Origin of the sequence: Dyadobacter sp. UC 10 (assembly GCF_008369915.1) — a bacterium.
Taxonomy (GTDB): domain Bacteria; phylum Bacteroidota; class Bacteroidia; order Cytophagales; family Spirosomataceae; genus Dyadobacter.
Genome location: NZ_VSRN01000001.1, coordinates 1276141 through 1296217, shown reverse-complemented (window position 1 = coordinate 1296217; position 20077 = coordinate 1276141). Strand labels below are relative to the sequence as shown.

At 45.3% G+C, this 20077-nt stretch carries 17 protein-coding genes; 9 read left to right on the top strand and 8 right to left on the bottom strand.

Features of this window, described 5'->3' with window-relative positions; genetic code table 11:
• Positions 1-574 precede the first annotated feature (574 nt).
• From FXO21_RS05080 to FXO21_RS05070, 3 genes are all read left to right on the top strand, one after another.
• A complete protein-coding gene (locus FXO21_RS05080) occupies positions 575-3031 on the top strand; it encodes a T9SS type A sorting domain-containing protein (RefSeq protein WP_149639081.1) in 2457 nt (818 codons plus the stop codon).
• 110 nt (positions 3032-3141) lie between these two features.
• On the top strand, positions 3142-4530 hold the full coding sequence (locus FXO21_RS05075) for a GH1 family beta-glucosidase (RefSeq protein WP_225865903.1): 1389 nt from the start codon (positions 3142-3144) through the stop codon (positions 4528-4530).
• 64 nt (positions 4531-4594) lie between these two features.
• Positions 4595-4951 carry a hypothetical protein gene (locus FXO21_RS05070; RefSeq protein WP_149639080.1) on the top strand — a complete coding sequence of 119 codons (357 nt, stop codon included), beginning with the start codon at positions 4595-4597 and terminating at the stop codon, positions 4949-4951.
• Between the two features lie 2 nt (positions 4952-4953).
• On the opposite strand, the gene FXO21_RS05065 is transcribed toward FXO21_RS05070, so the two are convergent.
• Entirely contained in the window at positions 4954-5181 is a 228-nt protein-coding gene (locus tag FXO21_RS05065) for a hypothetical protein (RefSeq protein ID WP_149639079.1), read from the bottom strand.
• A gap of 263 nt (positions 5182-5444) precedes the next feature.
• On the opposite strand from FXO21_RS05065, the gene FXO21_RS05060 reads away from it, so the two are divergent.
• Entirely contained in the window at positions 5445-6485 is a 1041-nt protein-coding gene (locus tag FXO21_RS05060; RefSeq protein WP_149639078.1) for a DUF4097 family beta strand repeat-containing protein, read from the top strand.
• Positions 6486-6557: 72 nt separating this feature from the next.
• Here FXO21_RS05060 and FXO21_RS05055 read toward each other — a convergent pair whose 3' ends face one another.
• Both FXO21_RS05055 and FXO21_RS05050 read right to left on the bottom strand, forming a co-directional pair.
• Positions 6558-7355 (bottom strand): IS3 family transposase, encoded by a 798-nt coding sequence (locus tag FXO21_RS05055; RefSeq protein ID WP_229245209.1) that lies wholly within the window; start codon positions 7353-7355, stop codon positions 6558-6560.
• A 41-nt stretch (positions 7356-7396) separates the two neighbouring features.
• A complete protein-coding gene (locus tag FXO21_RS05050; protein ID WP_149638667.1) occupies positions 7397-7915 on the bottom strand; it encodes a helix-turn-helix domain-containing protein in 519 nt (172 codons plus the stop codon).
• Between the two features lie 128 nt (positions 7916-8043).
• Here FXO21_RS05050 and FXO21_RS05045 point away from each other — a divergent pair, with 128 nt between their 5' ends.
• Positions 8044-9018: a ComEA family DNA-binding protein gene (locus tag FXO21_RS05045; protein ID WP_149639077.1), complete on the top strand. Its 975-nt coding sequence runs from the start codon at positions 8044-8046 to the stop codon at positions 9016-9018.
• Positions 9019-9024: 6 nt separating this feature from the next.
• Here the strand turns inward: FXO21_RS05045 and FXO21_RS05040 are convergent, their stop codons facing one another.
• Entirely contained in the window at positions 9025-9795 is a 771-nt protein-coding gene (locus FXO21_RS05040) for an LOG family protein (protein ID WP_149639076.1), read from the bottom strand.
• Positions 9796-9924: 129 nt separating this feature from the next.
• On the opposite strand from FXO21_RS05040, the gene rpiB reads away from it, so the two are divergent.
• The gene (gene rpiB / locus FXO21_RS05035; protein WP_149639075.1) at positions 9925-10356 is read left to right on the top strand and encodes a ribose 5-phosphate isomerase B; all 432 of its coding nucleotides are present in this window, start codon (positions 9925-9927) and stop codon (positions 10354-10356) included.
• Here the strand turns inward: rpiB and FXO21_RS05030 are convergent.
• On the bottom strand, positions 10353-11765 hold the full coding sequence (locus tag FXO21_RS05030) for a hypothetical protein (protein ID WP_149639074.1): 1413 nt from the start codon (positions 11763-11765) through the stop codon (positions 10353-10355). The genes rpiB and FXO21_RS05030 overlap by 4 nt on opposite strands.
• Positions 11766-11971: 206 nt before the next feature.
• On the opposite strand from FXO21_RS05030, the gene rbfA reads away from it, so the two are divergent.
• From rbfA to FXO21_RS05015, 3 genes are read left to right on the top strand one after another with little or no spacing between them, the layout of a single operon-like run.
• Positions 11972-12355: a 30S ribosome-binding factor RbfA gene (gene rbfA / locus FXO21_RS05025; protein WP_149639073.1), complete on the top strand. Its 384-nt coding sequence runs from the start codon at positions 11972-11974 to the stop codon at positions 12353-12355.
• Positions 12356-12373: 18 nt separating this feature from the next.
• Positions 12374-13600 carry an FtsX-like permease family protein gene (locus FXO21_RS05020; RefSeq protein ID WP_149639072.1) on the top strand — a complete coding sequence of 409 codons (1227 nt, stop codon included), beginning with the start codon at positions 12374-12376 and terminating at the stop codon, positions 13598-13600.
• A 44-nt stretch (positions 13601-13644) separates the two neighbouring features.
• Complete coding sequence (locus FXO21_RS05015) at positions 13645-16278, top strand: M1 family aminopeptidase (protein WP_225865571.1); 2634 nt, start codon at positions 13645-13647, stop codon at positions 16276-16278.
• Between the two features lie 11 nt (positions 16279-16289).
• Here FXO21_RS05015 and FXO21_RS05010 read toward each other — a convergent pair whose 3' ends face one another.
• The 3 genes from FXO21_RS05010 to FXO21_RS05000 all read right to left on the bottom strand — a co-directional run bounded on the left by FXO21_RS05010 (position 16290) and on the right by FXO21_RS05000 (position 20032).
• Positions 16290-17354, bottom strand: coding sequence for a LacI family DNA-binding transcriptional regulator (locus tag FXO21_RS05010; protein WP_149639071.1), 1065 nt, complete (start codon positions 17352-17354; stop codon positions 16290-16292).
• 507 nt (positions 17355-17861) lie between these two features.
• On the bottom strand, positions 17862-18914 hold the full coding sequence (locus FXO21_RS05005; protein WP_149639070.1) for a ferredoxin--NADP reductase: 1053 nt from the start codon (positions 18912-18914) through the stop codon (positions 17862-17864).
• Between the two features lie 5 nt (positions 18915-18919).
• The gene (locus tag FXO21_RS05000; RefSeq protein ID WP_149639069.1) at positions 18920-20032 is read right to left on the bottom strand and encodes a hypothetical protein; all 1113 of its coding nucleotides are present in this window, start codon (positions 20030-20032) and stop codon (positions 18920-18922) included.
• Positions 20033-20077 lie beyond the last annotated feature (45 nt).

The window sequence follows — 20077 nt, the reverse complement described above, 5'->3', positions numbered from 1 at the left end:
AATTTTAGTTAACGGTTATCCACATTTTTCCTCAAGAGCAGAGGGTGTTACATCTGTCTTTTGAAAAACTACTGATCTCCATATTACACGTCAGCCTCCGCCATTTTCGGTGGAAATAATTTTACTTCTTTTTATCGCATTTTTTCTCATTAAAGTTTTAGAAACGTTTTCCCAGCAGTGAGGTATCTGGCTGGCCAGAGCGTTTATGGCTTTAAATCCAGAGAATTAACTTTCAGCAATTAGCTGCCCGGTCTGCTGAGTAAATCTATTCAGGCCAAGCGCTATATTTAAATAGTTATATTACTATTTGTAACTGCTGGTACGAAATAGTAGAAGCATTTTTGCTGGCGATATTTTTATAAATACTTGAATAATAGCAATTTAATGCGTTATGAAACGTAGAATAACTTTGTTTTTACGATGTAATAATACTTTAAATTTTTACGTAAATATAGTTTAATTTAAATTGTAATATAAAAAAAGTGATATTTTTAAACGATCCGCAACTGTACATTTGTCGCTACATTTTGTTGACTTACAGTGTTAAGCTAATCGTTTAAAAATCAATCACGTTATGAAAAATTTTACAGTACTGGTTATGTTGTTAATGCTAAGTCTGGGGCTCGGTGGCCCGGGATTTGGTATGACCGGCGGCGACTGCGGTTGCAAGGATTCGGAAAATGCGCTGAAGAACGGGAGTTTTGAATCCGGAACTAATAATTGGAGTAAGACAAATGGCACCGACTTCGCTATCAACCAGTCGTATAACATGTGCGGCGAGAAAAATGGTGTTATCAATGGATCGGGCACTGTTTATCAGGTAGTCGATCTGGCCGGGGGCAGTGAAGTCGATCTTTCCATTTACGGAGGTACCCACAAGCCAGAAAAAAACCATCAGTTTAAACTTCTCTTCTATACAAGCGGTAACCAGCTGATCGAAGGAAACGACAATCAGGTTGTTATTGACATGAATTACAAGGTAACTAATAGCAAACTGAAACAATACACTGCCTCAATCACTGCTCCGGCAAATGCGGCGAAAGTTGTTCTGTATATTGTTTCCGGCGGTGATTACTTCAAGTTCGATGTGGCTTGCATGACGGTGACGCCACCAGCACCGGCAGACTGCGGTTGCCCGGATTCTGAAAATGCGTTGAAAAACGGAAGCTTTGAATCAGGCACAGCAAACTGGTCGAAAATAGGCGATACAAATTTCGGTACAGATACCAAATACAGCCAGTGCGGATACAAAAATGGAGTGATCAATGGCGCTGGTACTATCTATCAGGAAGTAGCGGTTACTCAAGGTGCAGACGTAAGTGTAAAAGTTTTCGGCGGTACGCATGATAGTGACAAAACACACGAATTCTGGCTTACATTCTATAACAGCTCGGGACAGAAAATTGACGGGAATCACAATGTAGTTGTCAAAATGAATTACGAAGTGACCCAATACCACAAATTACAGGAGTATACACTTTCAGGCAAGGCTCCAAGTGGTGCGGCGAAGGTTCGGCTTTCGGCTTATTCAAACGGCAATTATTTCAAAGTGGACGTAGCATGTATGAAAATTTCAACACCTCCACCATCGGATTGCGGCTGCCCAGACGATCAGAATGCGATCAAAAACGGAAGCTTTGAATCTGGAACGGATCACTGGTCGAAATTTTCAGGAACTAATTTTATCAGCGAGCCGCCTTACAGTGTTTGTGGCTACAAAAATGGATTAATCACAGGCTCGGGCACCATTTATCAGGAAGTAAATCTGACACCAGGCAGCAAAGTGACACTGAAAGTATTCGGAGGCACGCACGACACCAATCTCAACCATGAGTTCAAACTTGAATTCTACACCAGTGCCGGCGTATTGATCCCGATCCCAGTGGACGGAAACAACACCAAGCAGATGGATTACAAGGTTACTCAGCAGCATCAATTGCAGGAATACAGCCTTTCGGCCACGGCGCCTATTGGTGCGGGCAAAGTGCGTTTCTCTGTGATCTCAGGTGGCAACTATTTCAAAATAGACGGTGTATGTATGGGCATTACGCCTCCGCCAACGCCAACCTGTGAGACATGTAACAACAACAAGCTGACAAACGCCAGCTTCGAGGATGGTATGTCGAACTGGTCTAAAACAGGAAACGTCGTAGCAGATGCTACTATCGCAGTCTGTGGCGTTAAGAGTCTCATTCTTTCGGGTGAATCGAGTTTCAGCCAGAATGTGACAATGCTGCCGTCTTACGGTAACACAGTCACATTGATCTTCTGGGCCGCAGTGTTAGAAAATAGAAACCAGAAAGTTGAAATCGTATTCCTGGACGGATCGAGCAAAGTACTCGGCACCCTTACACAGGAGGTAGACAAGCTGGTTAATTCAGACCCATGGGGAATGCAGAGATATACATTGGCAGGGGCGGTTCCTCCGGGTACAGAAGTGGTTCGGGTTCAGGGATCACAATCAGAAAATTACCTGGCGATTGACGGTACCTGCCTTACATTCTCAGGACCTCCGCTTCCTGTAACACTTTCTTCTTTCAACGCCAAAAAAGAAGGCAGCACTACTTCACTTGCGTGGACAACCACGTTCGAAAGTAACTCTGATCACTTCGACGTTCAGCATAGCGAAGATGGTAAAAAATGGACAATACTTGCGACGATCCAGGCACAGGGTGAAAGTACTGATGATGTAACTTACACCTATACGCACACTAATCCTTTCGCAGTCAACCTGTACAGGCTTAAAATGGTCGATGCGGACGGTACATTCGCTTATAGCTCGATCAAGAGTGTGAAATTCAGCGGTGAAGAGCAGATGAGAATCTACCCGAACCCGGTTGTTGATCGTATCAAGTTTGACAGCAAGCAGCAGATCAGCAATGTGAAGGTTTACAATCAGAATGGTGTATTGGTCCTGAATACCAAGCCGGATTCTGCTAATGAAGTGGATTTGACGCGATTGGTTCAAGGAACTTACTTTGTGAAAGTAAACGATGGATTAATTGCCCGGAAAATCCTGGTAGTTCGCTAAGCCAGTTTTAAGACCCTTTTGTCAATTGAAAAACCCTTTGTCCTTTGCGGATGAAGGGTTTTTCTGTATTATGTTTATAACTTTCAGCAAAAACCAGCTTCAATTTGCCAGTGCCTGCCAATCAGATTTGTGAAGTTTCCGAAGAAGAGACATCTAGCCCTGACAAAATTTCCCGTGGAGATTTTGGGAGTGATTTTCACTGGGGAGTTGCTACCAGTGCCTATCAGATTGAGGGGGCGGTAAATACAGATGGCCGGGGCGATTGTATCTGGGATACTTTCTCGAAAAAGAAAGGTAAGATCAAGCTTGGGCAGCATGCGGATGTGGCCTGCGATTTTTATAATCATTACGAAAGTGACCTGGAACTGGTCAGAGAAATGGGTTTCAAAGAATTCCGGTTTTCGATCTCGTGGTCTCGTATCCTGCCGCAGGGAACCGGGGAAGTGAATAGCAAGGGAGTAGCATTTTATAACAGGCTGATCGACAAATGTCTCAAACTCGGCATTGAGCCCTGGATCACGCTTTATCACTGGGACCTGCCACAGGCCCTGGAAGACCGGGGCGGCTGGAAAAACAGGGAGATTGTAAAATGGTTTTCTGACTATACCCTGATTTGCGCGCAGGCTTTCGGTGACCGGGTGCGCTCATGGATTGTTCTTAATGAGCCGATGGCTGTGGCTGGTCTTGGCTACACAACCGGTTTGCATGCACCGGGGAAAAAAGGACTGTGGAATTTTCTGCCGGTCGTGCACCATCTCGCGTTATGTCAGGCAGAGGGCGGCAGAATTCTCCGGGCAGCGGTGCCTTACGCCTATATCGGTACTGCTGTGTCCTGTTCTTATGTGTACCCCAACAGCGGCAGCGCGGCAGATCTGCGGGCTGCGAAGCGGGCCGACGCTTTGATGAACAGACTTTTTGTCGAGCCCGCACTTGGCATGGGTTATCCGGCAGATGCTTTTCCTTATTTGCTGAAATTGAATAGATACATGAAACCCGGCGACCTTGAAAAGCTGCAGTTTGACTTCGACTTCATCGGACTGCAAAATTACTTTAGTGTTGTAGTCAGGCATTCCTATCTGGCGCCGGTGATCTGGTTAAAGGAAGTGCCGGCGAGCCTTCGAAAAGTTGAGGTTACCAGTATGGGCTGGGAAATTGATCCCGGGGGAATGTTTAAAATCTTGCAGCAGTTTTCCGCTTATCAGGGCATCCGGGACATTGTTGTGTCTGAAAACGGGGCCGCTTTCGAAGATGCTGAAAAGGACGGAAAAGTAGAGGACCCGGAGCGTACGCGTTACTTTCAGCAGTATCTAAAAGCAATTTTGAAGGCCCGAAAAGAGGGGATGCGTGTAAAGGGTTATTTTGCCTGGACGCTGATGGACAATTTTGAGTGGGCAGAAGGTTATCTCGCGCGGTTCGGCCTGGTATTTGTAGATTTTAAAACGCAGAAACGCATCATCAAAAACTCAGGTAACTGGTTTAAAGCTTTTCTAAATACCTGATCGGCAGTTGCAACCAATAAAATCAATCTCGCGTCTTCTGACAAAGCTGTAAACCGAAAATCAAATGAAAACGCTGATCGTACTTTTTGGATTGCTGGCCTGGATAGGCTGCCATGACGAAGACAAAATACCAAGTGAACAGATATTGGAAGCAGATGCCACCTGGACAAATATGCTTGCTGCCGACGGCTGCTCCTGGCATTTCAGCATTAAATCTGCCGACAGTACCTATTCAGTATTGCCTGACAAAGGCTCCATTCAAAAAATAGAAGATGAGCTGGGAGAAATAAATAGTTATTACAGCTTCACCCCTGTGCATTTGAAATACAGCCAGACAGGTAACAAATCCTCAGTAAAATGCGGCTGGGAACGAAATGCAACTTTCGATGAAATTAAGGTGATCTCAATCCGCAAAAAATAAACTTACAAATTCAGAATGTCCTTTGCTTCCTTCTCGGAATAGTAAGGGCCGAGTTCAGCTTCTTCAATAATTTCCTGAACCTGCTCCTCTGTGGCAGGTGTCGCTTTTTCTGATTCGAAGAGCTTTCCGCTTTTTACCGTAATCAGGCCCCTTTGTTCAAGCGTTTGCAGGATTTTCCATACAAGGTCAGTATCTGCCTCGTCAACTACCTCAATCTGATACGTTTTCATAAAATCTTGAATTTGTTTATGGAATTGAAAAAATCGTTCCTGTATTAAACAGAGAGCGGACTACTTATGATTTCATCTGTATGAGATGTCCGAAAGCGGACATGTTGTATTTGGTAATCTTCTGTTAGTCAGCGCAGTATAAACTGGCTTTATTCTTTGGTAATTATTTCAAAGGAGGACATTGAATAAGATCAGACCAAATGCATTTTCCACGCAACTTATCTCCCTGTTTTAACATCATTGAAAAAACAAATTGACAGATCATGAAAACAAAAACTTTACTCCTGGCTGCGCTGACCCTGCTTTTAAATATAGCGGTGAACGGCCAGTCCGACGATGAAAAGCCTTACGTAAGCAAAAAATTCACAAATGCATCTCTGAAAGAACTGAAAGTAGAAACTTCTGGCGGCTCCATTGCAGTAACAGGCGGGCAAAGTGACGGCTTCCGGGTTGACATGTACGTACGGCCCAACAACTGGAATGGAAAGAAAGAACTGTCGAAAGAGGAAATTGAGGACAGGCTGGAAGATTTTGACATTTTGATCGGTACCGAAGGAAATACGGTGGTGGCCACGGCGAAAAGGAAGAATGGAGTAAAGTGGAATGATAAAAGTGTCTCGATCGGGTTCAAGGTTTTTGCGCCCAGAAATGTGGCTACAAATCTTAAAACCAGCGGCGGCAGCATTAAAATCGCTTCCCTTACCGGCGAGCAAAATTTCAGTACCAGCGGAGGTAGTCTGAAAGTCGATGATCTTAACGGGCTGATCCGTGGTCGTACTTCGGGAGGTAGCATTGATGTGGCAAACTGCCGCGATCAGATCAATCTGCAGACCAGCGGCGGAAGTATCAAAGCAATGGAATTGAAAGGAAAAATAGAACTGAATACTTCCGGCGGCAGCATTCAGCTCAATAATATTGATGGGGATATTGCGGCCCATACCAGCGGAGGAAGTGTTAAAGGCGACAATATCAGTGGGGCACTGGATACCGGCACTTCGGGAGGTTCTGTGCGATTGGCTAACGTTTCGGGCAGCATAAAGGCAAGTACAAGCGCGGGTAGTGTGGAGGTAGAGTTAACAAAGCTTGGCAAATATGTCGATATTTCTACCTCGGCCGGTAGTGTGCGGGTTACCATGCCCATGGACGCCGGTATGGATTTGAACCTGCGTGGAAATAAGGTCAATATCCCTTTGAAAAATTTCAACGGACGTGCCGAAAAGGAACATGTGAGCGGAACAATGAATGGCGGAGGAATCCCTGTAAGGCTGTCGGCAAGCGCAGGCAGCGTTTACGTCAACCAGTAAAAACCGAAACGACTCACCCCGAAAAAACGTCACGTGTATGGACTGAACCCCAAAAGTTGGACGTTTTATAATTTAACGATTAGTGTGATGAGCCCGGTATTGTGCCGGGCTCATTCCATTTAAATTAAGCCTGATCCTGTCGTTGTTGTAGTAGTCGATATATTCCTTGATGTCTTCTTTCAGCTGGTCGGTGCTTTGGTATTTGTTCAGGTAGAACAACTCTGATTTAATGGTGCCAAAAAAGTTTTCAATAATCGCATTGTCCAGGCAGTTGCCTTTTCTGGACATGCTTTGGATAATACCCTTCGATTCAAGTATTTTTTGATATTTACTCATTTGGTATTGCCAGCCCTGGTCGGAATGCAGTACCAGATTTTCTGGCTTATTGATCTTTTTAAATGCCGTTTCGAGCATTTGTGTTACTTGCTTAAAATTAGCTGATTCGGACAGGTTGTAACTGATGATTTCTCCATTAAACAGGTCAATAATAGGAGACAGAAAAAGTTTTTTGTCTTTCACCCTGAACTCGGAGACATCCGTCGCCCATTTCTGTGATGGTTTTTCAGATTTAAAATCCCTGTTGAGAATATTGGGCGCAACCCTGCCTGTCTGGCCTTTGTAAGAGCGGTACCTTTTGAGACGGATCAACGATTTCAGGCCCATGGACTTCATCAGCTTTAAGACCGTTTTATGGTTGAGCTCGCTGCCCATCTTCCTGATCATCATTGTGATGCGACGGTAGCCGAACCTTCCCTTATGCCGATCGTAAACTTGCCTGATCTGCTTTTTCGCCTCCTTATACTTGCTGGCCTGAGCGCTATTTTTAATATGGTAGTAGAAATTGCTCCTGGGTATTTCAAAGAGCTCCAAAAGCAATTCAAGCGGATATTTCTGCCTTAACCCATGGATTGTCAACGCTTTTTCTTTTGCGCAGCTTCCTTCTGGCGGATTAAGGCATCCAACTTTTTTAGCAAGTCATTTTCTGCCCTCAGGCGCAGGTTTTCGTTTTCGAGCTGCTCTAACCGGGTCAATGGACCGTATGTTTTTATGATCTTGGGTTTGTTTTTCATAGACCTGGGCCTGCCACGGGCCGTGCTAAAACCATCTATACCAAACTGCTCATACTGCCGGACCCAAACATGTAAAGTACTTTTACTGGGTATTTTAAATTTGAAGCAGCACTCATTCAAAGATAAACCCTGTTTCTGATAAGCGAACACAACTTGTTGCTTAAATTCTATTGTGTAATCGCGCCCGTATTGCGGCAAAAGACTTGAACCGCCGCCTTGTTTATAGTGTCCCACCCATTTCTGTATACAGGACCTAGTAATCCCAAAGCGTCTGGCCAATTCATTAATACCACCTCCGCCTAAATAAGATTTTACAACCGCTAACCTCAACTCTGCACTGTGTTTTCTGTTTTTACCCATAAAAATACCCCCAAGAAGTGTCTAACTTTTGGGGGGCAGTGCAGTAAGTGTGGCGTTTTTTTTATTTATAAATATCTGATACCAATTACCGATTGTGACGTCAAAAGAGAAATCTGACTCTCTTGACTATGTTTAAAAAAATTGTAATCCTTTTTCAGGACTACTTCGGCGTTTCCAGGAAGGAAGCGCGTGGCGCATTGGCGCTGATCGTACTTTGTGTGGTACTGATCTGGACCCCATTCATTTTCAGGAGGTATATCCTACCCGTGCTGCCACCAGGTTCCGAACCTTTGACGGAGCAGAAACTGGATAGTATCGTTGCGAAAATTGAAAGCGAAAATGCGTTAAAACAGCAAAACAGGCGAAAATTCCCGAAACGCAATTTTGAGGCAAAGCCTGGAATGACGGTCAAACTCGTCCGATTTGACCCGAATACTGCTACGGTTAACGAGCTCAACGGAGTGGGAATACCGCTTTTTCTTGCCAGGAGGATCGATAAATTCAGATCGAAAGGAGGCAAATTCAGGAAAAAAGAGGACCTGCTCAATATCTATGATTTCCCTTCCGATCTTTACCAAAAGCTCGAAAATTATATAGTGCTGCCGGCTTCCCAGGTCACCAACCTTAAAGAAAAATTAAGTACAAAAACTCCCGACCAGCCTTCTAATACCACAAGTTTGCGTTCCGGGAAACCTGCGGTGGCTTCTTTCGATATTAATGCAGCCGATACAACACACCTGGTGAAACTTAAAGGAATCGGGACGAAGCTTTCCATGAGGATACTGAAGTTTCGCGACGGGCTTGGCGGTTTTTATTCCAAAGACCAGTTTGCGGAAATCTTCGGTCTGGACTCTCTGGCCTTGTCGGAACTGCACAGGTACGCCGACATAGCGGGCCCGATCAGGAAAATCCGGATTAATACAGCTACTGCTGAGGAACTTGGCAGTCATAGCTATTTGAAAAATAAAAAGCTGGTTTCCATAATCATCAATTATCGAAACCAGCATGGAAAGTTCAGCAACAGCGACGACCTGCGGAAAATCAGGGTGCTGGACGAAAAGCTGATAGAAAAATTAACTCCCTACCTATCGTTTGAAGACTAGTAACCATCAGAAGTTTGGTTTTAGCAGATATTTGGAATAGAAAGTATCGATCACCTTAACCGCTTCGTCGGGCGTGTCCACTAGACTGATGAGTTTAAGGTCTTCCGGGTTAATATTTCTCTCTGTCAGCATGGTACCCTTGATCCAGTCGAGCAGGCCGGACCAGTACGAGCTGCCTACGAGAACAATAGGGAACCGGCCGATTTTCTTGGTTTGAATGAGTGTCATCGCTTCAAAAAGCTCATCCAGCGTACCAAATCCGCCCGGCATAACCACAAACCCTTGTGAATATTTCACAAACATCACCTTGCGCACGAAGAAGAAGTCAAAGTTGATGCTCTTATCGTGGTCAATGTAAATGTTGCTGTGTTGCTCAAAAGGTAGTTTGATATTCAACCCGACCGACTTACCGCCTTGTTCGAATGCACCTTTGTTACCCGCTTCCATGATACCCGGCCCACCGCCGGTGATCACGCCATAGCCATGCCTGACAAGCTTGGCGGCAATTTCTTCGGCTGTTTTATAATGCGGATTATCAGGTAATGTTCGGGCTGATCCGAACAGGGAAACACAGGGGCCTATTTTGGCCAGTTTATCAAATCCTTCAACAAACTCGGCCATTACTTTGAATATAACCCAGGAATCAGCACTTTTTATTTCGTTCCAGTTTCTATCTTCAAATGCTTCCTTAATCCTTATTTCATCTTCGGGAACGGCAGGATTGAGAAGGGATACATCGACTAACTCTGCATTGGTTGGCTTTTTTTCTTCACTCATATTCTTTTACTCCATTTAATTGTTAAACGAGATAGTGGTATTTTTGTAATGTCAGCGTCCATAAAATAGCGACGTTTTTCAATAACCTGCACGTCGTAAACGAGACGGGCTTTAATTAACAGAAAAGTAATGAGAAAAATTGCTATTGGCTCAGATCACGCCGGATTTCCATACAAAGAACCCATTATTGAATGGCTGAACGCTAATGGTTTCGAAACGAAGGATTTCGGGACTTACAGTGCTGATTCTGCGGACTACGCCGATTTTGCCCACCCTGTGGCGAGCGCTGTGGAAAGCGGAGCGTACGAAAAAGGCGTTTTGCTCTGTGGAAGCGGGCAGGGAGTTTGCATTACAGCTAATAAACACCAGGGAATCCGGGCCGCGCTGGTTTGGGACATTCCTCTTGCCCCGCTTGCGCGCCAGCATAATGATTCAAATGTGATTTGTTTCCCTGTCCGGTTCATTGAGCTGGAAACTGCTCTGGCCAGCCTGGAAGCATTTTTGGCTACTGAATTCGAAGGCGGCCGGCACCAGACACGGGTTGATAAAATTTCCTGCTAGTTAATGCGCTGATAAATGCCTTTCCAGGGACTCGGCTCATATTGACTTTTGAGGGCCGGGACCCTTCCAAGCAGCTTCGGCATCATATTGACCTTGTCGATCACATAATCCGGGGGGTCTTTTTTGAAATTATCGTAAACGTGGATCACACTGTCGAAGTTGTCGAGATTTCTTAAATCGTAACTGGCGAGCTCCCAGTTCAGGTATGGTGTGGCGGTGAAGTTATCGATGTATTCTCCTGAGTGGCTGCCGAGTACCAGTATCCGCTTTCCGGTAATCTGCTCGGGAAGATTAGCCTGCCTGGCCCTCAGGTTTTCGAGCTTTCCCATTGAAATACCTGGTATGATGCCCCTCAAACCCTGGTATTGGATCAAAATAATGACTGCGCCCATTAATGTGAATTGCAGCTCGTCGGCCCAGCTGTTTTTCTTGAAACTCTGGAAATAATGCGTTGCAAAAAATGCGGCAGGAGGAACGAAGATCACAAACTGCATTGGTGCCAGGAACTGCATTAAAGGAATCGTGAAAACTGCCACGATGAACCATAGCGCCATAACCTGCTGAATGCGGGTCTGATAGTTGACAAACCGGAGCGTAGTAAATATCCTCATAAACCCCATGATACCGAATCCGAGCGGGAGCAGCAGCGAGGCGAGCAGCGATGAAAAATCATTGAGATTGTATTGTTTTACCTGGAAAACCGATGTAAGCAGGTTTCTGTTGAGGCTTTCGATCCCGTTGTTCAGATAGAAAAACAGGACAACCATCATCAATGGAAAAATAGATCCGAAGAGACCAAGCAAGTGATGCCTGAATGTGGAGCCTGTATAAAAAAGCAGTGCAAGAAACGCCCAGACAACAAATAACGAGGCAGGCAAGTAGAACAATGTGGCTATCCCAACGTATAGCCCCATTTCGAAAACCTGCGTGGTCACTTCCCGCCTGACAAGGATTTTGACAATTGAACCGAAAGCAAACAGAAGAAAAGTATTGGCCATCAGCATGGGTGACAACGTACCCATATCAAAGGAAATATTTAGAAAAAGCGCGTAGAGTGCGCCGGGCAAAAACGTGCGTTCAGGAAAAACTTCACGAGAGTGGATTACGTAGTTGAAATACAATATCTGGACTAGCGATACAGTGATGGCAGCGATCTGGTAAACCCACTGTGTACGTCCGAACAGGCTGTCGATCAGCCAGTAAGTGAGCCCGGAAAATGGGCTGACATTGTCCCACACATCCCGGTAAAGCATAAAGCCACGACCCATCTGCTCGCCAACAAGCATCCAGCTCAGTTCTGGGATCAATAGGGGAGATCCCCCCAGAAAGAACGGCAGGCGGAGCAGCAGGAAGAATACTACCAGGCTGATGGTCTGATACCTTGCGTTGACTCGGAAAAAACTAAGCAAGTAGTATGCGGATTATGTAACTTACGGGAATAACTTTTACGAAATTACAACGCTGCATTCTACAAAAACAAAATAAGTGCGGATATTTGTATTTAGTTGGGAAACGTGGAAGGATGATTTGGGAATGTAAGTTTGCATATCTCAAACTGAGAAGCAGAGAGGCCGATATGCAGCGTGCGAACCCTTCTCCGATAATGAAATAACTCATGGAATCGAAAAGACAACAGAAAGTAGGCAGGCAAATCCAGAAAGACCTGGGAGAGATTTTTCAGAAAGATGCACAGCATCTTGTCAGCGGGTCGATCGTTACGATTACGGCGGTGCGTGTCACTCCTGATTTAAGCATTGCCAGGGCTTACCTTAGCTTTTTGCCTGAAAAGAATAAGACTATATTGCTGGATTCAGTCAAAGAAAATACCCGGTTCATTCGTCAGAAACTGGCAGAGCGCGTGCGCCATCAGCTGCGCATTGTTCCGCATCTACAATTTTATCTGGACGATACAGCGGAATACGCCGCTAAAATGGAACTGTTATTCTCAGATCTTGTGATACCTCCGCCGGGACCGGACGAGGAAGAGGGAGTAAACTAATTTCTAATCCTTCCTGTCATGGATCTTTCGTACCGAATTGCAGTTCGATACTTTTTCTCGCGTAACAAACGAAGTTTTATCAGCCTGATCGCCCGTATCGCCATGACCGGCGTAGCGGTTGGCACTATGGCGATGGTTGTGGTATTGTCTGTTTTTAATGGAATGGAGGAGCTCAACCGGAAGATCTTTAAGACTTTTGATGCAGATGTAAAAGTTACCCCAGCCGCGGGAAAGCGCTTTGAAATAACGGATGCGATTCTCGGCGATATAAAGAAAGTAACTGGTGTTCGGTTAGTAACGCAGATCATAGAAGACAATGCACTTGCACGATACGGGAATCAGCAGACAATCGTTCGTTTGAAAGGTGTTGATTATAGTTTCGAGGAGCAAGGCAGGTTGGATACTGCACTCATTGAGGGCTCGCTGAAACTGTACGGAATGAACGGAACTCCCTATGCGATCGTGTCGGAGGGGATCCGGAATGCGCTTTCGATCGCGTTGGAAGACATTACTGTTCCGCTTGAATTTTTGTATCCCAAGACGAATACCAAGCTACTCAATCTGGCTTCCCCGGAGGCATTCAATCAGCTGGCACTGCGGCCGGGGGGCGTTTTTTTTATCGAAACCCGGTACGATGACTACGTGATTGCGCCGGTAGCGCTGGTGGATTCGCTGATGCAGTACCGTGGAGACCGGTCGGCACTGGAAATCAATGTGAAGCCTGGATTTTCGGAGCAGGAAGTAAGTGAACAATTATCTGCAGTACTAGGGAGCAGGTTTGTAGTGAAAGACCGCGACTCGCTGAACGCAGATCTTTTGAGGGCCATCAAAATGGAAAAGCTTTTTGTGGGAGTAACCCTTTCCCTGATTATTTTAGTTGCGGCAATCAACATTTTCTTTTCATTAAGCATGCTGGCTATTGAAAAGAAAAAAGATGTATCAATGCTTTACGCGCTGGGCGCAAGCCCGGGGCTAATCCGGCGGATATTTTTGGCGGAAGGGGCAATAGTCGCGCTTTCCGGCGCGATTGCGGGCCTTTTGGGTGGAATTTTGATTTGCTGGTTACAGATAAAATACGGTTTTGTTTCGATGGGGATGACAACCTCACTGGTTGATGCTTATCCCGTTAAATTAATATGGGAAGATATACTCTATACGGGCGTTATTGTCGTTATGATAACTATGGTTGTATCCTACATTCCTGCCCGGCGTGCCGCAGAGGCAGGATTGATCCTGAGAGTGTAACCGCTTTTGAGGCAGCCACGCATCGTTCATTAAATCCAAAGAATTTGACTTACTTACTAGCACACAATCTTAATGCAGATATGGCCGGTTACAATACCATTTTTTTGCGCCGATTGATCTTCACCGTTTTTGGTTTAATTCTATTTATACCTGTCACATACAGCGCGGCCGCGGGAAGTTTTCCTTCTGATACCGTTTACAGGAGAAATCCCGGCGCAGTTACTAAAAAAGGACCTTACAGGCCCGAGCGGACCACAAAGTCGGATATTCTCTACACCCGCCTGGATGTACAGTTCGACTGGGCCAGGCAGCAGGTCCCTGCATCTGCCATCATCATGTTTAAGCCGCACTTCAAGCCGCAGAATACACTTGAACTTGATGCAAAAGGATTTGATATCAAAGGTGTTTCGATGCTGGACACTGTCGGCGACTACGGATCTTTAAGTTCTGAGGAAATTGCCGGCAAAGTGACGAAGAAGCTGAATTTTACTTATGAAGACAAAAGGAAGCTGATCGTCAAACTGGAAAAGGATTATTCAAGGAACGATACCTTGCTTGTCAAAATAGACTATGTTGCCAAACCTAATGAAGTCCCACGGAACAAACCCGACGACAGTCAGACGGACAAGGGGTTATATTTTATTAATGCTGACGGACTTGATGAAGGTAAGCCACGGCAAATATGGACGCAGGGTGAAACAGAAGGTAGTTCGTGCTGGTTTCCTACCATTGATGCACCTAATCAGAAGTTTACGCAGGACATTTATATAACGGTTGACAGTACTTTTAAAACCCTGTCCAACGGCCTGCTGGTTTCACAAACGGAAGGGAAAAGAGGAACCCGAACGGATCATTGGAAACAGACATTACCCCACGCTCCTTATCTGACCATGATGGCCGTCGGGGATTTTGTGGTGGCAAAAGATATGATGCCCAACGGAATGGAGCTGAGCTATTATGTTGAGCCGAAATATGGTCCTGACGCGCACGCTATCTTTGGCCGCACGCCGGAGATGGTAGGCTTTTTCTCCAATATTTTTGGTGTCGAATTTCCCTGGGAAAAGTATGCGCAGGTTGCTGTCAGAGATTTTGTGGCGGGGGCAATGGAAAATACTACTGCGACCGTTCACGAGGAAGGTGTGCAAAATGACGCCCGCTCGCTGGTTGACGGGAATTCGGACGCTGTAATTGCGCACGAGCTGGCTCACCATTGGTTCGGTGATTATGTTACGTGCGAAGAATGGGGGCAGCTACCTCTTAATGAGTCATTTGCAAACTATTCCGAGTATTTGTGGAGTGAGTACAATGACGGGAAGTATCAGGCAGATTGGGGTAATCTGCAGGAGATGAGGTCGTATATGCTGGAATCTGAGACCAAGCAGGTTCCTATGATCCGCTATTTTTATAAGGATCGCGAAAATATGTTCGACAGCCATTCCTATGCAAAGGGCGGCAGAATACTTCATATGTTGAGATCGTACGTTGGTGACGACGCATTCTTCGCTTCCCTGAAATATTATCTGCGTAAAAATGCATTTGGGACGGCCGAGATCGATGATCTGAGAACAGCATTTGAGAAGGTCACCGGTGAGGATTTGAATTGGTTTTTCGATCAGTGGTTTCACAGGCCGGGGCACCCTTCTTTAAAGATCCAGCAGGAATACGTTGCTAATAGCGGAAAAGTATTGTTGAAGATCAAACAGGCACAGGATACGGTTGCTACTACGGTTTATCGCCTGCCGGTGAAGGTGGATGTTTGGGTGAGCGGAAAGAAAAATCAATATAATGTGCTGATTGACAAGGTTAACCAGACACTCGAATTTCCGGCCGCCAAAAAGCCCGACCTGGTTGTATTTGATTCCGACGCGCAGTTACTGGGAGTTGTCGAGCACGAAAAGAACCGCCTGGAAATGGAGTTCCAGTACCTGAACAGCGACCGGTTCTTGCATAAGTATGATGCGATTTCCCAGCTGGAAGGGGGACTGGCAGATAGTACGGTGAAAAATATACTTGAAAAAGCCATGGACGATCCGTTCTGGAAGTTCCGGCAAATGGCTGTCAGTAATTTCGCCGAGTACGCCGGGGCGGGTTTCGCAGACATTGAAAAGAAAATTCAAACCCTGGCCCGCACGGACCCGCATCCGCAGGTACGTTCAGAAGCGATCATTACCCTGGCTTCTTTTGGTGATAACAATAGCGACAGTATTTTCAAGGGAGCATTAAGTGATAGTTCCTATCAGGTAGTTTCGGTTGCGATTGAGAAATACCTGATGTCTCAACCCAACGATGCGAGTGCAATAGCAGCCGAGTTTGAAAATTCCCCGAATGACGCGATAGTAACTTCCGTTGCGAATTACTACGCCGGCCTGGCGCAACCTGAACGATTTGGCTGGTTTCTCGACAAGATGAAAGCCATGAAGCCAACTGAGAAGTATAACTTTCTGCAGGTTTTTGGTAAGTATCTCATCAAATCAAAACAGGATATCCAGCGGCAAAGCATTCCGGTGTTGGAACGGCTTGCGCGGGACAATTCCTCCTATTTTGTTCGTTTCGGTGCATTTCAGGCACTTGGCCTGCTGACCGACATCCAGGGCGTATCTGCACTGAGAAAAGACATCCGTGCAAAGGAAACTGAGCCAAAACTGAAAGAAATGTACAGCCAGTTTGGTGACCTGTAACAGGGCAGGTTCTATTGCGGATCGAGGTAGTAGTCCAGATTTTCCTTCGTAATGATATCCAGTGGCAGGAACTTGATGGGAGCTACTTCCTTTTTAAAAACGAGGTGGTTGGCAAGCTGGTGAATACCCCAATAACCCTGGCCTAGCGGATTTTGGTTGATCAGGAAGTGGATTATTTCCTTTTTAAGGTAATCCAGATTTCGCTCAACCAGATCATAGCCAACGAGTTTGATCTGTTTCAAATTTCTTTTTTCAAGATAGGCGGCTACTTCGAATGCTTTTGAATTAGTAACATAAATGGCATTGAGATCAGGATATTGTGCCCGGATTTCATCCAGCTCAGCGTCCGGGCTTGAGGTCTCCGGAAAATGGATTTCTCTGCTGATGATTTGGAAGTTATTCTCGCTGCTGTGATTTTTGAAATAATCCTTAAACCCTTCTTCCTTTGTGATCAGGTGAGCCGAATTGGATATGTCTTCGTTAATATGAGCAACGAGAATAGAGCCTGACGATTGCAAGCCAAAACTTAAAATCTTCGCCGCAAGCGACCCACTGCGATAAGAATCCTGTCCGATGTAACACAAGGGATTTACATGTTCAATCTGGGTATTGAACAGTACATAGGGGATTTCCATTTCATACCATTCTTTGAAAAACGGTAGCGCTTCTTTATAAAATACGGGTGCAATCAATAATCCATCGGGTTTTTCAGCAGTCACTTCATGTGCCCTTGCGATAAATGACTGGTCATCGTGTGGATCGAAATTAAACTGTGTGATGGACAGGCCATATTGTCTCAGCTCTTTCTCCGCTTTTTCGAGCCCCAGTTTCGGCGCTTGCCAGTAAGGATCCAGCTCCGGGTCGGGGACAAGAACAGCCAGATTGTAGGTACGCTGCGACTTTAGGGACTGCGCTATAAAGTTGGGCTCGTAGTTCAGCTCTTTGATAATGCTCAGAATTCGTTCTCTCACGTCGTCGGCTACCCGTCCCCGGTTATGGAGCACCCGGTCTACCGTTCCCTTCGAAGTCTGCGCTCTTTCCGCAATATCTTTTATTCTTACAATTTTCTTTTTCACAATCGGTTAAAGGTCATTGCTCTTTCTAAAAGCATGCAAAAGTAGTGATTAACATGGCTTGCCCGAATTATTATTGTATACGTTCAAGCCCGGTGGTGATATTTTCCCGAGCCCATTTGTAATAAAATCTGAATTACCTGCATGCTGTATCGTTTTATTCGCTTTGATACTCAGGTGAAATTGCAAATCGTGTACGATAACGCTAAGCAAATTCTAATGCGTGTTCGAGCACTTTTCATGTAAAATTGCTTTGTTAATTTAATTTTACAACTAATTTTGTAAAACCTTTAAGCATTGAAAGATTATTCTTGCGTTTTGCAGTTTAGCCGTAGAAATATTGACGCCAGTATGCTGAGATTCCTGAATGTAACCTTAAAGATTTAGCAGACTTTTCCTTACTCTTAATAACCTAAAAACACCTTTAACCTTTTCCACGTTAATTATTGTAAGTACCCACTAATCCTAAATCCTGAAAAAGCGTACGTCATAGACGTGCGCTTTTTTATTTCATGCAAGTGGGATTTCGATTACAACATCGTCACTGTCTACATAAGATGAGCACGTCAGGATCCAACCCTCCTCGAGATCTTTGTCGGTTAATACCTCGTTGACACTCATATGGACCTTCCCGTTTTTGCAAATGCCAGCACATGTCGAACACCGGCCCCCTTTGCAACTGTAAGGTAACTGAATGCCCTGTGCAAGAGCGGCGTCCAGCACGGTTGCGTGGGCGGGGACGTGTAACCGGTGCAGTTGCGATCGGAAGTTTACTATAATGTTGTGAGGATAAGAAACTGGCGGCGGAGGCGGAGGGGAGGCAATCACGAAATTCTCTTTCCTGATCTGTTCTTTGGAAAAACCCATAAAGTGAAGCGTGATTTCCGCCGAGCGCATCAGGTCAAACGGGCCGCATATAAAAAAACGGGCTTGTGTTTTCTCAAATTTTAACGAATTCAGTACAAGCTGTTCCAGCCGCGTATTATTGATCCTGCCGCGAATACCATTCCAATCGTCCGAAGGCTGACTATGTATGTGGACGACATTAAATCTGGCAGGGAAATCGTGCTGCCATTTTAGGATCTGGTGCCAGAAGAGCGTGTTTTTTATATTCCTGCTGGCGTAGATCAGCGTGATATGGGTTTTTATTTTGGAGGTTAATGATTGTTTTAAAATAGAAAAAAGAGGAGTAATGCCACTCCCGGCTCCAATCAAAACTATATCATGTTCAGTAGGTAGTGTATCGTCCAGTACGAAGCGGCCGGAAGGAAACAGGGTTGTGAAAATGTCACCTTCCTGCACCCGATCAATCCAGAATCTGGAAATCTCGCCATTGGGGACACGCTTGACCGTAATGGCCGGATAAGGATCAACTTCAGGCGCAGAGCTCATCGAGTAGGAGCGGCGAACCTCATGACCGTGCAGATCAATAATGAATGTTAGAAATTGCCCTGCCTTGTATATCAGTGGGTCTCCGTCTTTTCTTTCAAAAACGAAAGTCTTCGCTTCGTCACCTTCCCGGATAATTTGTCGAACACGTAATAATATCGTTGAATCTGACATGCCGGTCAATCGTATTTTGTTTTAAAATCGGATCCGCCATTCTCAGACAGGTTCCACAACGTTTCATACTCAGCAAGTAATGTCCAGCAGTGCGCCTCGCAAATCCAGTGCATATGAAATATCGGAAGTGCTGATAATTTGTAAAGCAGCGGATGTTCATATGCTGTGAGCAGGCCTGCTATAAAAAAAACAAACCCGTCGAAAGTTTTACTGGTAAAGTTTTCCACCGGCACCCGAACGGTTTTTACACCGAGCCTGATCAGAGAGGTAGACAGGATCACCTTGTCCATATCAGAAATGCCCGAACTGAGCAGTTTCTGCGTATCGAGAATCAGTTTTTCTCTGACAGGCTGCAAAGCTGGTGGGGAAAATCGGGCAATGAGACGCGCAACATGGTAAATAACAAGCGGCGTGCGCGGATATTGGTGTGCGCATCGAAAAGGCACGCGCAAGTAGCGGTCTGTTGCAATTACCGAGCGGATATATTCAAAACTATCGTCATCATGTTGATTTAAAGGTAGTTGAGAGTCTAATAGGCAGTACATCAAATTGCTCAGTACACACACATCAAACTCTACGTACATGTTTTTCCCAAACCAGGTAGAGTAGGCTTTCAGTTGACGGTACTCAGGGTACGTGTTTCGGATCCACTGTTTTGCTCCGTTGGAATGCATTCCCAGTTTTTCTTTCAGCCAAATCAACTCTGCTGTCGATCGTTCCGTGGTGAGGTAGATGAAGGCAGTGTCATCCACATCGTCGGGGATACGGAAATGCTCATAACGGTGGAAAATACGCCCGTTTGGGAAATGTCTTGAAGGTTTTGTTTTCCAGAAATTGTAGGTTTTCAAATCGTCCTTATTCCTGAAATCGGGGTAATTGGCAATAATGCTTTCGCAAATGCGATCGATGCGGGCCTTGGTATCGTCGTCAGCATAAGAGCGGATCGATTTCAAAGTGAAACAGCTGATCGCAGAAAAGAAGATAGTCGTGTCCGGACGCCGGTAACCGATGATTGGGTTGACTCTTTCTGCGGGAAATATGCCGGCAGGAAAAATTTCGTTGCCTTTGGATTGCAGGCTCTCTATTTGCTCAATAAACCGATGCAGCAGCTGCTTCATGCCCTGAAACTAACAAAAAACATTAAAAAAAAAGAAACCCCGCCG